The following is a 19,082-nucleotide window of genomic DNA, read 5'->3' as shown; positions in this document are numbered from 1 at the left end:
AAAACTATATTCATAAAACTATACTCATAAAACTATATTCACAAAACTATATTCATAAAACTATACTCATAAAACTATATTCACAATTGCATCTAATTAAGTAAAAATCTGGAGGGTTACAAATGTGGCATAGCTACTGCAGATATGATAGATATAGGCACTGCTGGTGGTGCACAGGTAATTGCCGCGGTGGTAGATACTAATAAATCTTAGAAACTTTTAGAGACCAAATTGAAACTATTAGGATTTACACAATTGAAAGTACAAAATATTGAAGGTTTAATGCTATCAATTTATTTATTTAACTGCGTAAGTCCTATCTATATAAAAGGATACACACATTAATTTTGCCTATGTGTTTCCTACCTTTTTTGCGTTGAATATAATGGTTGTTGGCAGTAGACTGTATTCCGATTGTCTATAGAATGGTTGAGTTTAGAAAAGCATACCCGATCCAAACTCTAAAAGTAATTTTATTGTTAGCCATCCTGCAGGTAGAAGGTAGGCTGAACCAGCAGTTACTCTAAAATAACAATATACAAAAGATTATACCTCTTAAAGCTAGACTAATTCTAAGGCCGTGTGTAAAATCTGAAATTATAAACGTAACAAGGATAAGCAGTTCATATAATCTACAATTAAAGGATTGTACCTATACTAATTATTTTAAAAAATTGTAGAAAGCCTGGAAGATTTTTTTGCTCCTGTTACCTATCCCCCGATAAAGCAACCCAAAAAATCTTCATTCAGTATATTCTTTGGATTAGGACATCTTCCAGGCAATTTTTTATTCACATACCCTACCAGTCAGTCACTTTCCCCTTTATTTTGACCCATCCGTTTTTTTCTTATTGGTCTGCCCATTGATTTTGATTCGTTCGTTTTGGTCTTATTCTCTAACTCTCGTGGAGTTACAATCTATAATTATTCCTAAACTTATTTAAAATAAATTATATCAAAAATTGGTTCTGAACAAATAATATCTTCGTATAAAATGTTTTTTTAATGAACAACATTTAAATATTTATTATTTTATTATTAAATGACTTATTCTAAAGATATAAGGTTACACTTATTCATAAAAACTAAAGTGTATTAAAAGCAATATTTTACCATAAAATTGTTGCTATTCCTTTGATTTGGAGATCGCTTTTCAAACAAATAACTAATATAAAAGCCAAAAATAGCTATCTTTTTAGATTATGCTGCTATTATTCAATTATCCAGCTGTTCTCCTAAAATTACTTTTATAATTGCTTTATTTGAGCAATTATTGAGAACTCTATCTATCAAGATCTGGTTATGGATGGGCATTGTTTATCACTGGTCATTTTTTGCATCCATTAACCCTGTTGCGCATATTTTTGGCGTTCTTTTTGTACTAAGGGATTAATATTCTTATTTGAAGGAATTGTTAGAAACAATCTTGCATTTTCATTTGGAAAAGACTGGTATTCTGCTGTTGGTATAGTGCTAATGCTCTTTGGTCCTATTGTATACCCAATTATGGGGCAGTTCCTGGGCCATAATTATCCCAGCACTCCGACTTTTGGTCTCCCATGCCGACAACTATCTTCACAATCGGTGCCCTTTTGCTGGCTAATAGATCTCCAAAGTATGTAGCTGTAATCTCTCTGTTATGCAGTTATCGGTTTTTCGGCCTCAATATCCTTAGGTGTAGAAGACGTCTCTTTACTCATAGCTGGTCTGATTGGAATGGTGCTATCATCATCAAACGTGTGAAGGTAACTCAGAAAACAGGCCAGATAAGCCAATAGTTTTGGGAGAATATTCTGCATTTTTCTGACCTGTCCTCTAACATTTTCTGACTTATTGCTCTCTGATAGCTTCTAACTTGTCTTCCTGCGTGAATTAACTGGATCAGAGATAATACAGGCGAGATTTTCTGGCTCAACTTATTTAATTAATTCACTCTTATATACTGAATACTAGATGTCCGCCGACTTTTACCTGTATATTAAAAAACCAAAAGAGGTTCTGGATACTTGAGTCTTTACTCAAGCCTGTATGCTGATTAACAATTCGATTTTTATTCATCTGCTATTATGAAAGTTGATTCTGAACTCATTTATTCCATAACCTATAGGAATATAGGTTTTATGACCGATAACCTAATATTCAACGTAAAAAATTGTAAGAAACGCATAGGCAGAATTTACAGATCTTTTGATACACTGTCGAATAGACCTAATAATCAGTATCTTTGAAGTGCAGATTTATAAATAGTCCATCATTATTAAGTTGTTAATATTTCCTAATGGAACTTCCAGCCTAACAGTTTCTTATTTCTCATTTACTCAAGCAGTGTGTTCTATCATTACTGAAGTCCGGAATAAAAAATTGAAAACAAAACCGAGTGTATTGTTGGAAACATTAACCAATTAAAAAGGACAGCTAAAGTATCCTTGTTACTAAACCCAGAATCAAAGATATCTTTGAGGCTTTTCTAAGGAATATAACTTATCATTTTTAATTTTTTTGTATCCCAAGTTCTATATTCTATTAATATTAATTACCACCTCGAATATTATATTTAGAACTGGCAAGTTATGGACGCTTTTAAACTCAAAGCGCTTGTCTGATTTACTGGAGATAAAACTGGATGTATTATGATGAAGCCGCAGATGCGGTTCTAAAAACCCTGAACACGTCCGAAAGCGGGCTAAGCTCGGCAGAAGCGGAAAAACGGCTTGAAAAATACGGAAAAAACGAACTTCAAGAAGGAGAAAAGACTTCGGTTATAAAACTTTTTCTTTCCCAGTTCAAGAGTTTCCTTATTATAATTTTGATTGCTGCAGCACTGGTTTCCGCTTTCCTTGGAGAGCTTGTCGATGCTTTTGTGATCATGTTTACTGTGATCCTTGCCGGCGTGCTCGGTTTTGTTCAGGAGTACAGGGCAGAAGAGTCGATCAAACTTTTGAAATCATTGACCAGCCCCGAAGCCCTAATTATAAGGGACGGAAAAGAAGTAAAAGTTCTTTCTTCCCTACTTGTTCCGGGCGATGTTTTGATTTTGCAAGCAGGAGACCGGATTCCTGCGGATGCAAGATTACTTGAGGCTCTCTCTCTGAAAGTAGACGAATCCTCCCTTACCGGAGAATCCGTTCCTGTAGAAAAGAGCACAAATATTTTTCCTCCCGAAACCCCACAGCCTGACAGGAAAAACATGGTTTATACCGGAACCTCAGTCACTTACGGCAGGGGAAAGGCCGTTATTACGGCAACAGGCATGAGTACTGCTTTTGGGAAGCTGGCCGGGCTTCTGGGAGAAATCGAAAGGGAGAGAACCCCCCTTCAGGAGAAACTTGATCAGTTCGGGCGCTGGCTCGGGACTGCAACCCTTATAGTTGTGGCTTTTGTGGCTATACTTGGGATCTTCCAAGGCTTCGATCCTTTTGAAATGTTCCTATGGGGAGTTGCCCTTGCTGTTGCTGCAATTCCGGAAGCTCTCCCGGCAGTTGTGACAGTCGGACTTGCTCTCGGAGTCCGAAGAATGGTAAAAAGGCATGCCCTTGTAAGAAAACTGCCATCAGTCGAAACGCTTGGCTCCACCAACATTATCTGTACCGACAAGACCGGGACGCTAACACAGAACAAAATGATAGTTGAGAAGGTGTATGCAAACGGAACTCTCTTTACTGTTACAGGTGAAGGATACAAGCCCACAGGAAATTTCTTCAAGGGAGACAGTCCCGTTTCTAAGGATGTACACCTTCACAGGCTGCTGGTTACAGGAGCCCTTTGTAACGATGCAGGGCTGGCTGAGGAAGAAGGTAAATGGGATATTATAGGCGACCCTACCGAAGGAGCTCTCGTAGTCGCCGCAGCTAAAGGAGGTCTCTGGAAAAACGCACTTGAGGAGAAACACGAGCGTAAAGGGGAAGTTCCTTTCTCTTCCGAAAGGAAAATGATGACTACCCTGCATACGTCTGAAGATGGACTGTATGCGCACTCAAAAGGAGCTCCTGAAGTTATCCTTGCCTCCTGTACGAAAATTCTCCTTGAAGGGCGTGAGGAAGAGTTAACCCCGGAAAGGAAACAGGAAATCCTGAATGTCGTAAACGACCTGGCAAACCAAACCCTCAGGGTTATGGGGTTTGCCTACCGCAAGGTTCCGGAAGACATTCTGCCTGAAGAAGCTGAGAAAGAGATGGTTTTCTCAGGGCTTACAGGTATGCGCGATCCTCCAAGAGAGGAGGTAAAGGTTGCAATTGCTACCTGTACCAGCGCAGGAGTTCGAACCATAATGATTACAGGCGATCACAAGACCACGGCTTTTGCGATCGCAAGGGAACTTGGGATTTACCGGGAAGGAGACCTTGTTCTTACAGGCACCGAACTTGAAGCCCTTAGCGACAGAGAATTTGAAGAGATCGTGGAGAAAGTCTCGGTCTATGCAAGGGTTTATCCAGAGCATAAGCTGAGGGTGGTTGAAGCTCTCAAGAAAAAAGGCTATATCGTTGCAATGACCGGAGATGGAGTAAATGATGCTCCTGCCTTAAAAGCCGCAGATATGGGCATTGCGATGGGTATTACAGGCACGGATGTCAGCAAGGAAGCATCGAGCATGATCCTGACCGACGATAACTTTGCGTCCATCGTGTCAGCCGTTGAAGAGGGCCGGAATATCCTGAAAAATATTAAAAACTTTATTGCCTATGGTCTTACCTGTCATATAGGTCTGGTTCTCATCGTCCTTGTCGGAGTGCTTGCCTGGCAGACCCTGCCTGTTATTGCAGTCCAGATTCTCTGGATTAACCTTATTACGGACGGCCTGCCTCCAATGGCGCTTTCTCTGGAAGCTCCTGACAGGGGACTTATGAAACAGAAACCAACTAAGGCAACAGAAGGGCTGGTTTCCAAGAGAATGCTTATAGCAAGCCTTGGGCTAGGACTTTTGATTGCAATCCAGTCTCTCTGGGTCCTTCATGAGTCTCTCAACAACGGGGTGCCCCTTCCAAAGATCCAGACTATGATCTTTACCCTGGTGGTTATTTCCCTGATGTTCAACGCCTTTAACTGGCGTTCGGAGAGGTATTCGGTCTTCTCTTTGGGAATCTTTACCAACAAATCCCTTATTTATGCCGTATTGAGCACAGTAATCCTGCAGCTTGCTGCAATTTACTTGCCTATTATGCAGATCGCTTTCCAGACTGTTCCCCTCTCGCTTTCCGACTGGGCAATGATAATTCCACTGGCTTCGACTACACTTATAGTCATGGAGTTTGTTAAGTATCTGGAATGGAGAACGCACAGGTAAAGTAAGGAAATAGGGTTTGCTTTTAAGCATACCCTTTTCTATTTTTCATTATAAATTTTCAGAAATTGAAGGCTTTTTAGGAGCAATAAGGGCTAATCCCCGCCTTTTCAAAGGTGTGATACAGCCCGTCAACTTTCAACATAGTAACTTTTATTTAGGTAAAAATGCGTATATATTCGTTATGCCTAAAGTTAATCATTATAGAATCTACCCAACAAAATCTCAAGTGACAAAGTTAAATGAAACTTTGGAATTGTGTAGATGGGTCTATAATGAAACTTTGGCACTCAGAAAAAATGCTTGGGAAACGGAACAAAAGAGAATCAGCTATTATGATTCTAAGAAAATGATTCCTATCTGGAAAAAAGATAAACTAGAACTGAAAAATGTTCATTCTCACACTCTTCAAGATGTAACTATGCGTGTTGATCTTGCTTTTCAAGCTTTTTTTCCGTAGAGTAAAAGCAGGGGAAAAACCAGGATATCCAAGATTCAAAGGTAAAGGTTGGTATGACAGTATTACTTACCTGCAATCAGGGTTTTCCTTAAACAGTAATATATTGAGTCTCTCCAAAATTGGAGATATAAAAATCAAGTTACATAGACCATTTGAAGGAAACATTAAACGTTTAACTGTAAAAAGAACTTCAACCGGAAAATGGTTTGTATCAATTCTTACTGATTTTGATTATTATACCCCTCTTAAACATTCTGATAAATCAGTAGGTATTGATGTAGGTATTCTTTCATTTGCTACCTTATCAAACGGAACTTATATTCCAAATCCTCGATTCTACATTCAAGAAGAAAAAGCTCTGGCTAAAGCTAATAGAAGATTTTCAAAGACAGAAATGGGTACTCTTGAAAGAAAGAAATGCCTTAAAACATTATGTAGAGTCCATGAAAGAATCGCTAACAAAAGAGAAAATTTTACTCAAAAACTCAGTAAAAATCTTGTAGATCATTACGGCATAATCTGTTTTGAAGATCTTAACATTAAGAACATGTCAAGAAATCACAATCTTGCTAAACATATCCTTGATGCTGCTTGGAGTAAACTCGTAACTTATACTTCCTACAAAGCTGAAAATGCTGGTAGAAAAGTAGTTCTTGTTGATCCTAAGAATACATCAAAGATGTGTTCAAATTGTGGAATGTTGGTAGAAAAAGACCTGTCAGAAAGAACTCATAATTGCCCTTTCTGTAGCTTATCTATTGACCGTGACCTTAATGCTTCTATTAATATTCTCAGATTGGGACTACAATCTGGCCGTAAAACCGGAAGATGCCCCTCACTGAAGTGAGGGGAGTAGTCACATTTGTTTTAACTTACAGATACTTGTTCGTTTGATCACAAACGCTCGCTCGTTTGATCCGCGTTGATTTTTCTGGATTTAATGGCCGAATCATTTTGGTTCTTGATTATAAAGTCGGAGTAACTGAACATTAAACTTGAAAGCCTGACTAACTGAGCCCTTAAACTTGAAAATGTGGAACACAGCTAAATGATATTAAATAAAATGCCCCTGTAATCATTTATAGGACAAAAAACAATAAGTATGAACATTATGACCCCAATAAACAGGGAAAATCCCACTTGCCCGGAATTTATCATAGGCATCGAGCCGCCAGCCAACAGGACGGAAAAAGCACTCTGGTTTATTTTCCGGGGCCGCGAGATTCTCCTAAAGCTTAATAAAAACCCCGGAGCAATTCCTAAACTGCTGGACTTTGGAGAGCTCGGACTTTCGGGAATTCGGGAACAATATCTAGGAACCCTTGAGGGAACTCACTGTTATTCAGTTGAACTTTCTGAAGACGTACAGGCGCCTGAGGGAATGAGGTTTGTGGATCTCAGACAGGCGTATTCGGAGATGAATGAGAAGTGCTTTGCACTTGTGAATAAAGCAGTCCAGATTATGGAGTGGGACAGGACGAACCAGTTTTGCAGCCGCTGTGGGACAAAGACCCTGCAAATGCCCGGAGAAAGGGGAAAAGAGTGTCCTGACTGCGGGGAGCTTTTCTATCCGAGGATCTCACCTGCCGTGATCGTACTTATCCGGAAAGGGCATGAGATTTTACTTGCAAGATCCCCTAATTTCCCGCCAAGAATGTATGGTTTGATAGCCGGTTTCGTTGAGCCAGGGGAATCAGCTGAAGCTGCGGTAGTCAGGGAAATCAGGGAAGAAGTGGGAATTAAGGTCAAAAATATCAATTATTTCGGAACACAGGCCTGGCCGTTTCCTAATTCTCTGATGATCGGATTTACTGCTGAGTACGATTCAGGGGAGATCCAGCCAGATGGGTTTGAAATCGAAGATGCCCGATGGTTTTCGGTTGAAAATCTGCCTGAACTGCCTGGAAAAATAAGCATTGCAAGAAAACTGATTGACTATTTCCTTAAAGAAGAAGGGATTGAAGTTTAAAGCCAGATTGATAATTCAATTCAATTGATAGTTCAATTCAGGATTTTATTCTTCCCGCTGCAACCTTTTTTAATTCTTTTTATCATTTCTCAGTATCATTCTCAGGATGTTCATCGGACTTGCCGTGTGCCAGGTATTTTTCGTTCCATAACCTGAGAAGGAACATTACAATTCCAATTACCATCACAGGGTCTATTGAAGCAGAAACCATATCTTCATACTTGGAAAGATAGAAGTTATTGCGGAAATCAACTCCGTGATAGCAGTTTTTAACCGTATACTTTTGGGATAGGCTAATTATAAAGAAAAAACCCGTGCTATCAATTTTTTTTAATATCCCTTAATTGCTTCCACAACTGTTGCTAATGATATTATTATGATTGTTATTATTAATACTGTTTTGATAGTCATTCAATCTCTCCAAATTCATCGGATAAAAAATAAGTTAGAAATATGTTTCAATTGTGGCATTCTTTTTTAATTCGTCGGATTCGGCAACAACTACATCCAATTTATTTTTATAAGTGCCTCTATCTCCATCGCGTTCAGTAGCATCGGGATAAACCTCAAGGCTAATATCAAATTTTATGGCCTTATTGTTGATATTATCACTCATTTCAATATAAGTTTTATATGTGATTACTCGGGACATTAATCGAAAGTATTGATAATCTTCTCCTACTAGTGATACTTCACTTGCAATAGGATATAAAATAGGACTGTTTTCATTAATAGGGTCTTCATTGTTCATCTGTTCCAATACTACAATCTTTGAAAAGGAAATATCTGCAAGAACAGATTCGTTTGTCCTGAATTCTAGCATTGGACCATGTTTGGTACTTACAATAGAAGTCGTCCAGTTTCCATTGAGTGATTTGTTGTCGAGTGACTCAGTAGTATTTTCAAAATATATTCCTCTTATGTACTTCTCTGGCGTGTGGAAAACACGCTCTTGTAGGAGACTTTTGAAAAAAGATGGTTCTTCCTGAGAAGGCGTGAGTGCAAAAACTCCTTCTTTTGTTGCAGGAATTGGAACTAAAATTTTAGTTGTTCCCAAGACTTCAGTTCCTGAAAGACCACTTATTTTAACAGTATATTCGTAATGTGGCCTTAATTCGTCAGCCCTCCAGTCTCTTAGATTCATTTCAACAACATATAGTCCACTTAATACTATCAATAGGAGTATTAAAAAGAAATAAGTGATTATTTTTTTCACTGTTTCATCATCCTTAATTGAAAAATGAGAAAATGAGAAGATTCACCTTCTCATGTATTTAACAAGGCCTATATTTTACTTGGTAGATTTCGTAATTCTTAGGCAAGGCTATCTAAACTTTGTAAATTATTAAAGCAAAGAACCATGTCCCTTGGGCATGAGGAGTTTAGTCTTGTCTTCCAGTTTGCCTGAACCTTGCACATATATTAAAAAAGCAACTGTAATATATGAAAATTTTTAATTCTCATATAAATATACTCACTTGAATATAATATTTATTTGTCTTCGGTTAAGATATGAATCATTACAAATGTGTTATTTTGTCCCATCCGAACAGGTTAATGGTCAATTTGTATCTGAGTGGCATTATATCTCACATTCCGTAGTATTTTTTGAAAATCAATATTTTTCATGATAGCGTTTTTGGAACAGATGCAAATAAGATCGCTCCAGATAGGTTAGATTCTTTTAGAACAAAACCAGCGATTTCCAGATGTTACTGATTATGACCTCGGGCTGAACTCACCTATCTCGTATGGAGTAGGCGAGAATCAAGAATATAAAATGGAATAGAAGCAAAAAATTCAACCTCAAATTCGAAAGAATTTAAGATTATTCTCTCTTTTTCTTCTCAGGTGCCACGGGTTCGGTTAAAAAAAATCCAAACGATGAGAAATCTTTGACATCCATTTTGTGAGAATTCTCACCGGAAGAGATAGCAGGAGTGATGAACCGGAAAAACTCACTGGCAAACTGCTCGTAGCTGAATCCTTCCGCCCCGATCACCAGTTTCCATTTAGTTTCTATTGACAGGATACCCATGAAGGAGATCATAAGGTACATCGAGGTAAGAAATGGATCGAGATCGGCACGGATTGTACCGTCATCGATACCCTCCTGGATCGCATCTCGCAGGAGCAGACGGCAGGTACCGTATCCTTTTCCAATCTCTGCGGTGCACGGGTTTTCTTTGGAAAAGCGCTCAGAACCGTAAAAATGGATCATCCGAAGATAATCAGGGTATTCCTGTGCATACTGGTAATAGGCCTGGCCCATCAGGGCTACCTTGACAATGCCCGGCACCTGTTTTTCCATGCATTTCATGTATTTTTCCTTAAGGATCTGGATACCGCGGAGTACAATGGTTGCAAAAAGTGTCTCCTTATTTTTAAAATATAGATAAATGGTAGCCTTATTCAGTTCGACCTCGCGGGCGATATCTTCCATGGAAACATCTTCATAACTTCGAGAAAAAAAGAGACGCTCGGCTGCATCGATAATCTCTGTTTTTCGCTGTTCCTTTTCTCGTTGCCTTCTATCGGCAATTCCCATAGTTTCACTTCACCTGATCCATAATTATAGGCTCGTATTAATATTATGACTGTTAATTATATGATTTAATTATATGATTTAATTATATGATTTAATTATATGATTTAATTATATGATTTAGTTGTATGATTTAGTTGTATGATTTAGTTGTATGATTTAGTTGTATGATTTAGTTACATGATTTAGTTACATGATTTAATTATATAATTCAAGGAATGAATGTACTCCAATTTTCCGCTTTTACCAATCAGGATAATATTCGGGATATATTCGGGATATATTCATTAGATAAAACATTCAGGCTCCTTCGGCTGGCTATATAGTGTATGGAGACGCACTGATGCGTCTTTAACCAGCCCGGGTTTCATAGTTCTGGCACTTTGTGGGCAGTTTTTGATACACGCACAGCAGGTAATGCATTTTTCTATATCAATCAAACGGGAATTTTCTGCATCAACAGCACCTACAGGACACAACTCTGCACAGGTTCCGCACTGTGAACACCCATCACTGACTGCGATAAAATCAACAGTCCACAATTTTGTAACTCCTTCATAAGGATAAATGCCAGGCACATGTACATTAGAAACATGAGAGATTGATGAAACAGATTGCAGTTTTTCACGTATTTTCTGTCCAAATACTTCTGCGTGGTGTAAATCATCTTTATCTGGACGTCCTTCTGCTGTTGGTGTCTCGGAATTTGAGAATGAGTGTTCTCCAATATATGCTGCACAGGCAATGGGAATACATCCACATTTCATTACAATATTTTTTAGTTCGAGCAGTGCATTGTCATACACACGATTACCATAGACAACAACACAAACCGTCGGTGTATTATGAGCCTGAATTGTATTCAGCCATTCATTTAATAATGCCGGCACTCTCCCCATATAAACTGGAACTCCAACAACAAGCAATTCATTTTCCGATGTCTGCAGTGGTTGTTTTCTTGCCTCCGGTCTGGTAATATCAATTAATTCCACGGTGCCTGGATCAATACCATGCGCAATGCCCTGAACAATCGCTTTTGTTGTTCCGGTAGGTGAAAAATAGACTAATTTCACGGATTCTATTTTCATTTCACTTACTCCATCAATTGTGTAACTCCAAGGTATATTATAACTCTTGGTGATTAAATAACTATTGGTTAGTAAATAACTATAAGTTAGCTTAAAATTATTTCCCAGGGAAAAATATCAGATACCTGACGAAAGCTAAAATTTTGTTTGGGTTGATAAGAAATTGTCATCCAGAGAACTCCCAAGAAAAATCGCATAAGGAAACGGTAATTTCTGTCCGTTATGATCTCTGAAGTGCTGCAGGACTGCAGATTTTTCTGGTTTCTGGCTTTTCTGGGATTAGTGACCATCTCTCAGAGCTATAGGGCTTTTTGCTCCGCTTTTCACTTCGGTTTTTAGGAATTTCAATAGATGAAGGCTTTGAGATTTGTGACCCTCTAGGGACCCGCTCCGATTTTTAGGATTATGATTAAAGCATTACGGTTTAATTATGCGACAGTGCCCTAAGTGCTCTGAATTGGGGGTAATGGTCACAGATAAACAAATGAACTAAGTTACAAACCACAAAACCCAAAAACTACCAATATCAAAATAGAGAAATAGTGATAAGTATGTTTGATTGGCTTCAAAGCCTGAAAGATGATGATGAAATAGCTATCTTTGCAGGTGCAGGGATATCAAAGGATTCTGGATTACCCTTAGCAAATGAACTGAAAAGATTGATACTATCTAAATTAATGGCCGAAAAGGAGGACATTGAAGAGATAACACATTCTGGAATGCCCTTTGAATATTTTACACAATGTTTACCTATCGAAATAAGTGAGAAAATTTTTAAGATTTTTAAATATGGAGAACCTAATACAAATCATCTTCTAATTGCAAAATTAGCAAAACTAGGCATTGTCAAAAACATATTAACTACAAACTTTGATCTTCTCTTTGAAAAAGCATTAAAAGGTGAAAAGCTTGATTTTTCCACTTACTACACGGACAATGACTTTGCAGGTGTAGATTTGGAGAATTCAAGGAGTGGAATCAACTTATTTAAAATTCATGGAAGTATTGAAAACTATGAATCCTTAAAGCATTCTTTAAATAAAGTAGGTAAAGGGTTTACTCCGAATGAAAAAAATATTATGGATTATCTCTTTTTAAACGGCTCACATGATAAAGTTATAGTCTTAGGTTATAGTTGTTCAGATAAATTTGATATAAATCCGTATCTTCAAAGCTTAGCAAATAATAAAAAGAGGATTCTTATAGTTCAGCATGATGAAGTCTATAATAGCTTTGATAGGATAGATGAGTTAATAGATCTGGGTGTTAATACCCCATTCTATAGCTTTGATGGAATCAGAACAATATGTAACACTCGAACGTTTATTGAATATTTTTGGAACATTTATGAAAAAGAAATTGGATGTTTTATTGATCGGAAAAGTACCTTGAAGTGGGAAATATATATAAATTCTTGGGGCAAGAATATTCGTAATTGTGGGATACGTGAAATAGTTGCTGGAGAATTATTTAATTCAATCTCAAGTTTTGATAAAGCAAAAAAATATTACTTGAAATCTTTAGCGATTGCTACAAGGTGTAAAGATCCATATCTTATATATCATGGTCATTTATCTTTCGGAAAATTATCTCACCAATTGCAAGAATATGATGATGCATTTTTCCACTTCAACAAAGCCTTAGAGGCAATAGATAATCATGATTTCGGTTCTAATCACGTATTAGCGAAAAATGAGTTTGCTAAAGCCTATTGTAAAGCCAATTGTTATTCATGTATAGGACAGGCATATGCTGCTGTAGAGAATTACAAGGAAGCAGTTAGAAACTATAATTTGGGGTTGAATATATACAAACTGTTAGGAGATGACCAAGAAGCCAGAGTATACATGGAGCTTGGAATGTGTTATGAAGAGTTAGGAAATATTGATAATGCCTTCAAATATATGAGTAAATCATTAGAGATGAAAAAAATAATTGGCGATCTGATAGGAATCGCAAACTGTTATAGTAACTTGATAAAGCTGTATAGAGTAAATGATCCATTGAAATCAATTCAATGTGGTAAAAAAGCAATTGAATACTTTGAAAAAATCGGTAAGAAGAGCGAAATTGGCATGAGCTATGTAAATTTAAGTATAACATACAACCATTTGAACCAAGTAGAAGACGAACTGAAATGTCTGAAAAAAGCTGAAGAAATCTTTTCACAGTGTGGACACTCAAGTCATCTAACGACATCTTTAAAGTATATTCTTGCTTTTGCATCACGTGAAAATGACCATGGGTTAAAGAAAGAATATGAAGAAAAAATAAAGGTCATAAGTTCAAGCAATTCGTATTCTTTTGATTAATTAAACTGACCAGCCTATGAACTGTTCGGATATCCTGGAGGGGTCACAACCAATTGATTTTATACAATTTCATTATATGTGTTGCACTTCGGGCACAGAAAAACGGTATTTGTTATCTGACCCTCGAACACATTTTTACAAATTACATTCCTACAATCAGGATTTCCACAAATATAGTCAACATTGCCTTCACCTACAATGAAAGCGAAATCCTTAGAGTTATCACCACTTTTTAAAACTGGTCGACTTCCCTTTTCAGGTTTTTTATTACCTTCATTGCAATTTTAATTTTTTCATTGGGACTCATTTCACCTCCGCATCTCACCATCCTTTAACTACAGCATGCATTGCATTTATGAATGATTTGATTTCAAAAAAGCTTAAAGTTATCTTTTCATTGCATTTGCAACAAATTAGTTTTCCGTCAGAATCAAGCATATTTTTGAGTCCTGATCGACATAATACCCAGAAGAACCTCTTAAGGAAACAGTAATGTGTGAGATATATAGCAAAAATTGGTCGTGAAACTAAAAAGGAAATATATTATAATGTAGATTGTATTGAACTAAGGTGCAAAGATGGAAAACAGATACCAGATAATAGATCTCGAAACATGGAAAAGAAAAGATTATTGTCAAATATACAGGAATGCAGTGCAGCCTCAATATTGTGTGAGTTTTGAACTTGATGTGACGAAATTTAAAAAGCACGTTAAAGAAAATAACTGGTCATTTACGATGGCATTTATATTTGCCGTTACGAAATGCGCAAATGAAATCGAAGAATTTCGGTATCGTTTTCTTGATGGTGAAGTTGTGTTATACGAGTCCATTGACACCTCATTTACATATCTGGATAAAGAAACAGAATTATTTAAGGTAGTAAATGTTCCCATGCAGGACACGATTGAGAAGTTTATACAACTGGCAACCGTAACGACAGAAAATCAAAAAGAACATTTTACAGAACCTGTAGAAAACGATGTATATCAGTTCTCTGCCTTGCCGTGGATAACGTTTACGCATATTTCGCACACGGATTTCGGAAACAGGGAAAAAGCGCAGCCAATATTTGATTGGGGAAAATATCAGGAAAGAGAAGGCAAATTTATGATGCCGTTTGCAGTCCAGGTTCACCATGCATTTGTTGATGGTATTCATATCGGCAAACTTGCGGATAAGCTGCAGAGATACCTGGATGAAGTGTAGATTATAAGATAATGGGAGGATCAGTGGTTCACTATTTTTACTTTTTTTAAAGTTAGATGTTCAGAATATTGGATTTCACAGTAACTCCTGTGCATAAAACATTAAAATTACAAGATGAAAAATGTCCTGAAAAATAATGACATGAGTACTGGAAAAAGATATAGCAATAAATGTTAACCAGAGATAATATAAGGTTTAAATTATATTCTTAGAAAAGTAAAATACTAAAATTTGCCTTTACAGGGGAAAAGGTTTTGAGGTTTTGTCAGGTCTGCGGGGAAGAAATAATTTACATGCTTAAATTCTGCTGGAAATGATTTTTTTCTAATGGACTTGATGATGTCTTCTTAATGTGAACATAAAAAAGTTACTTGAGAGCACATAGCTGAGGATATTTTATGAAAGGCGCCAAGTGTACGAATCCAATGGATAAAAATCAATTAGGTGAGCCCCTTCCAAGCAGAAACCAAACTGTGGGGGATACTCCTGAATTAACTACAGTAGCAGGAGCTCCGGTGGAAAGCAATCAGGATAGCATGACAAGCGGTAAACGCGGGCCTCTTATGCTTCAAGATATCTGGTTTTTGGAAAAATTAGCACATTTTGACAGAGAAGTAATCCCAGAGCGCAGAATGCATGCAAAAGGCTCAGGAGCGTTTGGAACATTTACTGTAACTCACGATATAACCAATTACACTAAAGCAGCCATATTTTCTGAAGTAGGAAAACAAACTAAAATGTTTGCACGCTTTTCTACTGTAGCGGGTGAGCGTGGAGCAGCTGATGCAGAGCGTGATATCCGTGGTTTTGCTTTGAAGTTTTACACTGAAGAAGGTAACTGGGATATGGTGGGGAATAACACGCCTGTGTTCTTTTTTAGAGACCCTCTAAAGTTCCCTGATCTGAACCACGCTGTTAAACGTGATCCGCGTACCAATATGCGGAGCCCAAATACTAATTGGGACTTCTGGACATCTTTACCCGAAGCTCTGCTACAGGTAACTATTATTATGGGTGACCGTGGACTACCTTCTTCTTACAGGCACATGCATGGATTTAGCAGTCATGCTTACAGTTTAATAAATAAAGATAATAAGAGAGTATGGGTAAAGTTCCATTTCAGGTCACAGCAGGGCATAAGAAACCTCACCGACCAGGAAGCTGAAAAAGTTGTCGGAATGGACCGTGAAAGCCACCAAAGAGACCTTTACGAAGCCATTGAAAAAGGCAAGTTCCCAAAATGGAAAATGTATATACAGGTTATGACAGAGGAACAGGCCAATTCTATGAAGAATAATCCTTTTGATCTAACTAAAATGTGGCATAAAAAGGATTTTCCATTGATACCGGTGGGTGAATTTGAATTAAACAAGAATCCTGAAAACTATTTTGCAGACGTGGAACAGGCTGCTTTTTCACCAGCTAACGTAGTCCCGGGGATTGGTTTTTCCCCGGACCGTATGTTACAGGGACGTTTGTTCTCTTATGGAGATGCACAGAGGTATAGATTAGGTGTAAATCACCATCAAATACCTGTGAATTATCCTCAGGGTGTTAAAAACTATCACAGCTTCCATAGAGATGGACAGATGAGAGTTGATGGTAATAGAGGAAGTCAACTGCACTATGAACCCAATAGCTATGGAAATTGGAAAGATCAACCTCAATATGCACTTCCGGTTGAAAAAACAGGTTCAACAGATATCTTAAGGTATGATTTCAGAGAAGATGACAGTGATTATTACACCCAGCCAGGCGAGTTATTCAGAGCTATGACTCCTGATCAGCAACAGGTTTTGTTTGAAAATACTGCCAGAAATATGGGAGATTCTACTCTCCAAATCAAGCACAGGCATATTTACAATTGCTATCAGGCAGATCCCGGATATGGTGAAGGTGTTGCAAAAGCATTGGAAATAGATATATCAACCGTTGATTTAAATTTGCCAGCGCGTACTTCAAGAAAAGCCAATTATGAAGCAAACAATAAACATCCTGAATTAAATCAACCTACAATGAAAAAAGATTCAGGCAGGGAGATTGATACGAATGGCGATCCCTACATTGAACCCGAAAATGATCCCTGGCTTTTGTAACTATTGAATAATGAAATGTGGCATTAGCGGTACTATCAGGTCTAAGAGGAATAGACAAATTTATAGGCTCGAATGTAGCTGAAATAATTCCTGGCCCTCATAGACTTGACAATACCTTATTTTTAATGCTCTTGGAGTATGGTAATGATTTGACTCTTAATCTGTTCTCAGGGTTATCCAGGCCATTACAGTATACCCTTAAGCAGGAGAGATGCAGAAAGCAGCAGAAATAAAGTATATCTTGCTCATATATTTCCTTTCCTTCAATGAACATTGCTATTAATTCGTCTGAAACTTCGGGATTTTCATCATATTCAAAGAACCTCTCTGCGTCTTCTCCTTCAAAAACAAGCCCGAGTTCAATAGGTTTTGCCATTTGCGAATCTTCTTTTTATGATTCTACTATCTGTGTTTTAGTGTTATTTATTTTAAAATAAAAACTGTACATTTTAGTCTAAATACGCTAATTATTTATAAACTTCTATCGTAAAATATAGGACATGAATTGTTTTTAATAAGGCCTGTGCATTACTTTAAATGATTATAACCTGAAAAATAATCCAATCCAGCTTATACAACTTCGTATTTGCAAATTGATAAAAATTATTAATTATATTACTAAGTTTTGAAAAACTTGCTTTATTATTAAAAACGTAACTTTTTTATGAAATAAATTACAATACAATTTAAAAAAATAGTAGTCATGAAAAGAATATTTTACACTGCCCAATTGAACAAATTATCATTCTTAGGACTTACGCAGTTGAACTGAGTAATCAATATGCTTTAAAAATTCAACTCTCTAAAATCTATATTATCTCAATGTCTATTGTGCTTGATTATGCACTTCAAGTTCGTAAGTCCTAATTCTCTGTAGGAGATAATAATCATGGAGGAAGATTTTTGCAAAGAAAACTTAGAGAAAATTGAAAAAAGATTCTTCTCCATAGCTGAGATAACGGGGCAATTAATATTTGACGGTGATGCAAAAACAGGAAAGATTGAATGGTCCGGATCCATAGAAGAGTTTACCGGTTACACTCCGGAAGAATTCAGCAAATTTGATTTCGCTGCCTGTAAAACATTGATACATCCAGAAGACAGAGGAAGAGTATGGAGTGCTTTGGAGAATTCTCTAAAGACCGGAGAGAGATTTGGGCAAAAGTTCAGGTTCAGAAAAAAAAATGGGAGCTATATTTATGTGGAAGACATCTCGGTTTTTCTTAAAAATGAAAATAATTATGTATACAGAGGAATCGGCTTGTTTAAAGACATCACAGAAAATAAACATGCTCAGGAAAAACTTAAGGTAAGCGAAGAACACATCGTGAAATATCTGCAAAACTTCAGAGGTATTGGATTTGAGTTAGACAATAATTTCAATCTCGTGCTGTTGCACGGAGCTGTAGAGGAAATTACAGGCTATAAAAGTGAAGAGTTTCTATCAGGAAAAACAAGTTTTGCTCAGCTAGTGAACCCTGAGGATAAAAGCAACTTTCTTCAAAATCGGAAAAAACTAAGCACTGGATCTAACTCCCTAGTTGAACAAGAATATAGAATTTTGAATAAGAATGGGAATATAGTTTGGGTCTTTGAGTCTATTCAGTTTGTACACGATATAGATAAGACAAACCAATTTTACCAGGGTTTCATTCAAGATGTGACTGAAAAAAAAATTGCTAAAGAAATTATTGACAAAGCTGAAAAACTTCGCAAAAAAGAAATTCACCACCGGATTAAAAACAATTTGCAGGTAATCTCCAGCCTCCTAGAATTAGAGTGCGAAAACTTAATGTCCAGTAATCTTGAACATGAAAAAATTACTGAAGCATTTCGAGAAAGCAATAATCGAATTGTATCTATGTCTATAATCCATGAAGAGCTATATAACTCCAAAAATATGGAGACAATCAACTTTGCTTCATACCTAAAAAAATTAACAGATGATCTTTTCAAATCATATAAAGTAGGAAGTTCTGATATACAATTGATCTTAGACGTGGAAGATATTTTTTTTGAAATGGACAATGCAATCCCTTTGGGTATCATTGTCAATGAACTCATTTCTAATTCCTTGAAATATGCTTTTCCAGAAGATAGAAACGGGAAAATTCACATCAAACTCT

The 19,082-nt window shown here is 37.0% G+C and carries 13 protein-coding genes and 1 pseudogene; 9 read left to right on the top strand and 5 right to left on the bottom strand.

The window, feature by feature from the left end; genetic code table 11:
• The first annotated feature begins 1,183 nt into the window (after nucleotides 1-1,183).
• From BP861_RS16085 to nudC, 5 genes and pseudogenes are all read left to right on the top strand, one after another.
• Nucleotides 1,184-1,623, top strand: a pseudogene (locus BP861_RS16085) (DUF6064 family protein).
• Nucleotides 1,624-2,623: 1,000 nt separating this feature from the next.
• Nucleotides 2,624-5,281, top strand: coding sequence for a calcium-transporting P-type ATPase, PMR1-type (locus tag BP861_RS02980; protein ID WP_292372440.1), 2,658 nt, complete (start codon nucleotides 2,624-2,626; stop codon nucleotides 5,279-5,281).
• A 16-nt stretch (nucleotides 5,282-5,297) separates the two neighbouring features.
• On the top strand, nucleotides 5,298-5,738 hold the full coding sequence (locus BP861_RS02975; RefSeq protein WP_292372438.1) for a transposase: 441 nt from the start codon (nucleotides 5,298-5,300) through the stop codon (nucleotides 5,736-5,738).
• Complete coding sequence (locus BP861_RS02970) at nucleotides 5,713-6,585, top strand: RNA-guided endonuclease InsQ/TnpB family protein (protein WP_292372436.1); 873 nt, start codon at nucleotides 5,713-5,715, stop codon at nucleotides 6,583-6,585. Before BP861_RS02975 ends, BP861_RS02970 begins: the two co-directional genes overlap by 26 nt.
• Before the next feature lie 264 nt (nucleotides 6,586-6,849).
• Complete coding sequence (gene nudC, locus BP861_RS02965; RefSeq protein ID WP_292372434.1) at nucleotides 6,850-7,707, top strand: NAD(+) diphosphatase; 858 nt, start codon at nucleotides 6,850-6,852, stop codon at nucleotides 7,705-7,707.
• Nucleotides 7,708-7,789: 82 nt separating this feature from the next.
• Here the strand turns inward: nudC and BP861_RS02960 are convergent, their stop codons facing one another.
• The 4 genes from BP861_RS02960 to BP861_RS02945 all read right to left on the bottom strand — a co-directional run bounded on the left by BP861_RS02960 (nucleotide 7,790) and on the right by BP861_RS02945 (nucleotide 11,325).
• Nucleotides 7,790-7,918 carry a hypothetical protein gene (locus BP861_RS02960; protein ID WP_292372432.1) on the bottom strand — a complete coding sequence of 43 codons (129 nt, stop codon included), beginning with the start codon at nucleotides 7,916-7,918 and terminating at the stop codon, nucleotides 7,790-7,792.
• Between the two features lie 234 nt (nucleotides 7,919-8,152).
• The gene (locus tag BP861_RS02955) at nucleotides 8,153-8,884 is read right to left on the bottom strand and encodes a hypothetical protein (RefSeq protein ID WP_292372430.1); all 732 of its coding nucleotides are present in this window, start codon (nucleotides 8,882-8,884) and stop codon (nucleotides 8,153-8,155) included.
• Nucleotides 8,885-9,535: 651 nt separating this feature from the next.
• On the bottom strand, nucleotides 9,536-10,255 hold the full coding sequence (locus tag BP861_RS02950) for a TetR/AcrR family transcriptional regulator (RefSeq protein ID WP_292372428.1): 720 nt from the start codon (nucleotides 10,253-10,255) through the stop codon (nucleotides 9,536-9,538).
• Between the two features lie 284 nt (nucleotides 10,256-10,539).
• On the bottom strand, nucleotides 10,540-11,325 hold the full coding sequence (locus BP861_RS02945; protein ID WP_292372426.1) for an EFR1 family ferrodoxin: 786 nt from the start codon (nucleotides 11,323-11,325) through the stop codon (nucleotides 10,540-10,542).
• A gap of 566 nt (nucleotides 11,326-11,891) precedes the next feature.
• On the opposite strand from BP861_RS02945, the gene BP861_RS02940 reads away from it, so the two are divergent.
• The 3 genes from BP861_RS02940 (at nucleotide 11,892) to BP861_RS02930 (ending at nucleotide 16,956) form a co-directional block, all read left to right on the top strand.
• Complete coding sequence (locus tag BP861_RS02940; RefSeq protein ID WP_292372423.1) at nucleotides 11,892-13,652, top strand: tetratricopeptide repeat protein; 1,761 nt, start codon at nucleotides 11,892-11,894, stop codon at nucleotides 13,650-13,652.
• 578 nt (nucleotides 13,653-14,230) lie between these two features.
• The gene (locus tag BP861_RS02935) at nucleotides 14,231-14,860 is read left to right on the top strand and encodes a CatA-like O-acetyltransferase (RefSeq protein WP_292372421.1); all 630 of its coding nucleotides are present in this window, start codon (nucleotides 14,231-14,233) and stop codon (nucleotides 14,858-14,860) included.
• A gap of 398 nt (nucleotides 14,861-15,258) precedes the next feature.
• Nucleotides 15,259-16,956 carry a catalase gene (locus BP861_RS02930; RefSeq protein ID WP_292372419.1) on the top strand — a complete coding sequence of 566 codons (1,698 nt, stop codon included), beginning with the start codon at nucleotides 15,259-15,261 and terminating at the stop codon, nucleotides 16,954-16,956.
• Nucleotides 16,957-17,053: 97 nt separating this feature from the next.
• Here BP861_RS02930 and BP861_RS02925 read toward each other — a convergent pair whose 3' ends face one another.
• Nucleotides 17,054-17,332, bottom strand: coding sequence for a hypothetical protein (locus BP861_RS02925; protein ID WP_292372417.1), 279 nt, complete (start codon nucleotides 17,330-17,332; stop codon nucleotides 17,054-17,056).
• Nucleotides 17,333-17,845: 513 nt separating this feature from the next.
• Here BP861_RS02925 and BP861_RS02920 point away from each other — a divergent pair.
• On the top strand, nucleotides 17,846-19,082 hold a 1,237-nt coding region (locus BP861_RS02920; protein WP_292372415.1), incomplete at its 3' end, for a PAS domain-containing protein.

It is taken from the genome of Methanosarcina sp. UBA411 (assembly GCF_002495725.1).
Classification (GTDB): domain Archaea; phylum Halobacteriota; class Methanosarcinia; order Methanosarcinales; family Methanosarcinaceae; genus Methanosarcina.
Note: the sequence above shows the minus strand (reverse complement) of the source record. Positions and strands in the feature narration are given on the sequence as shown.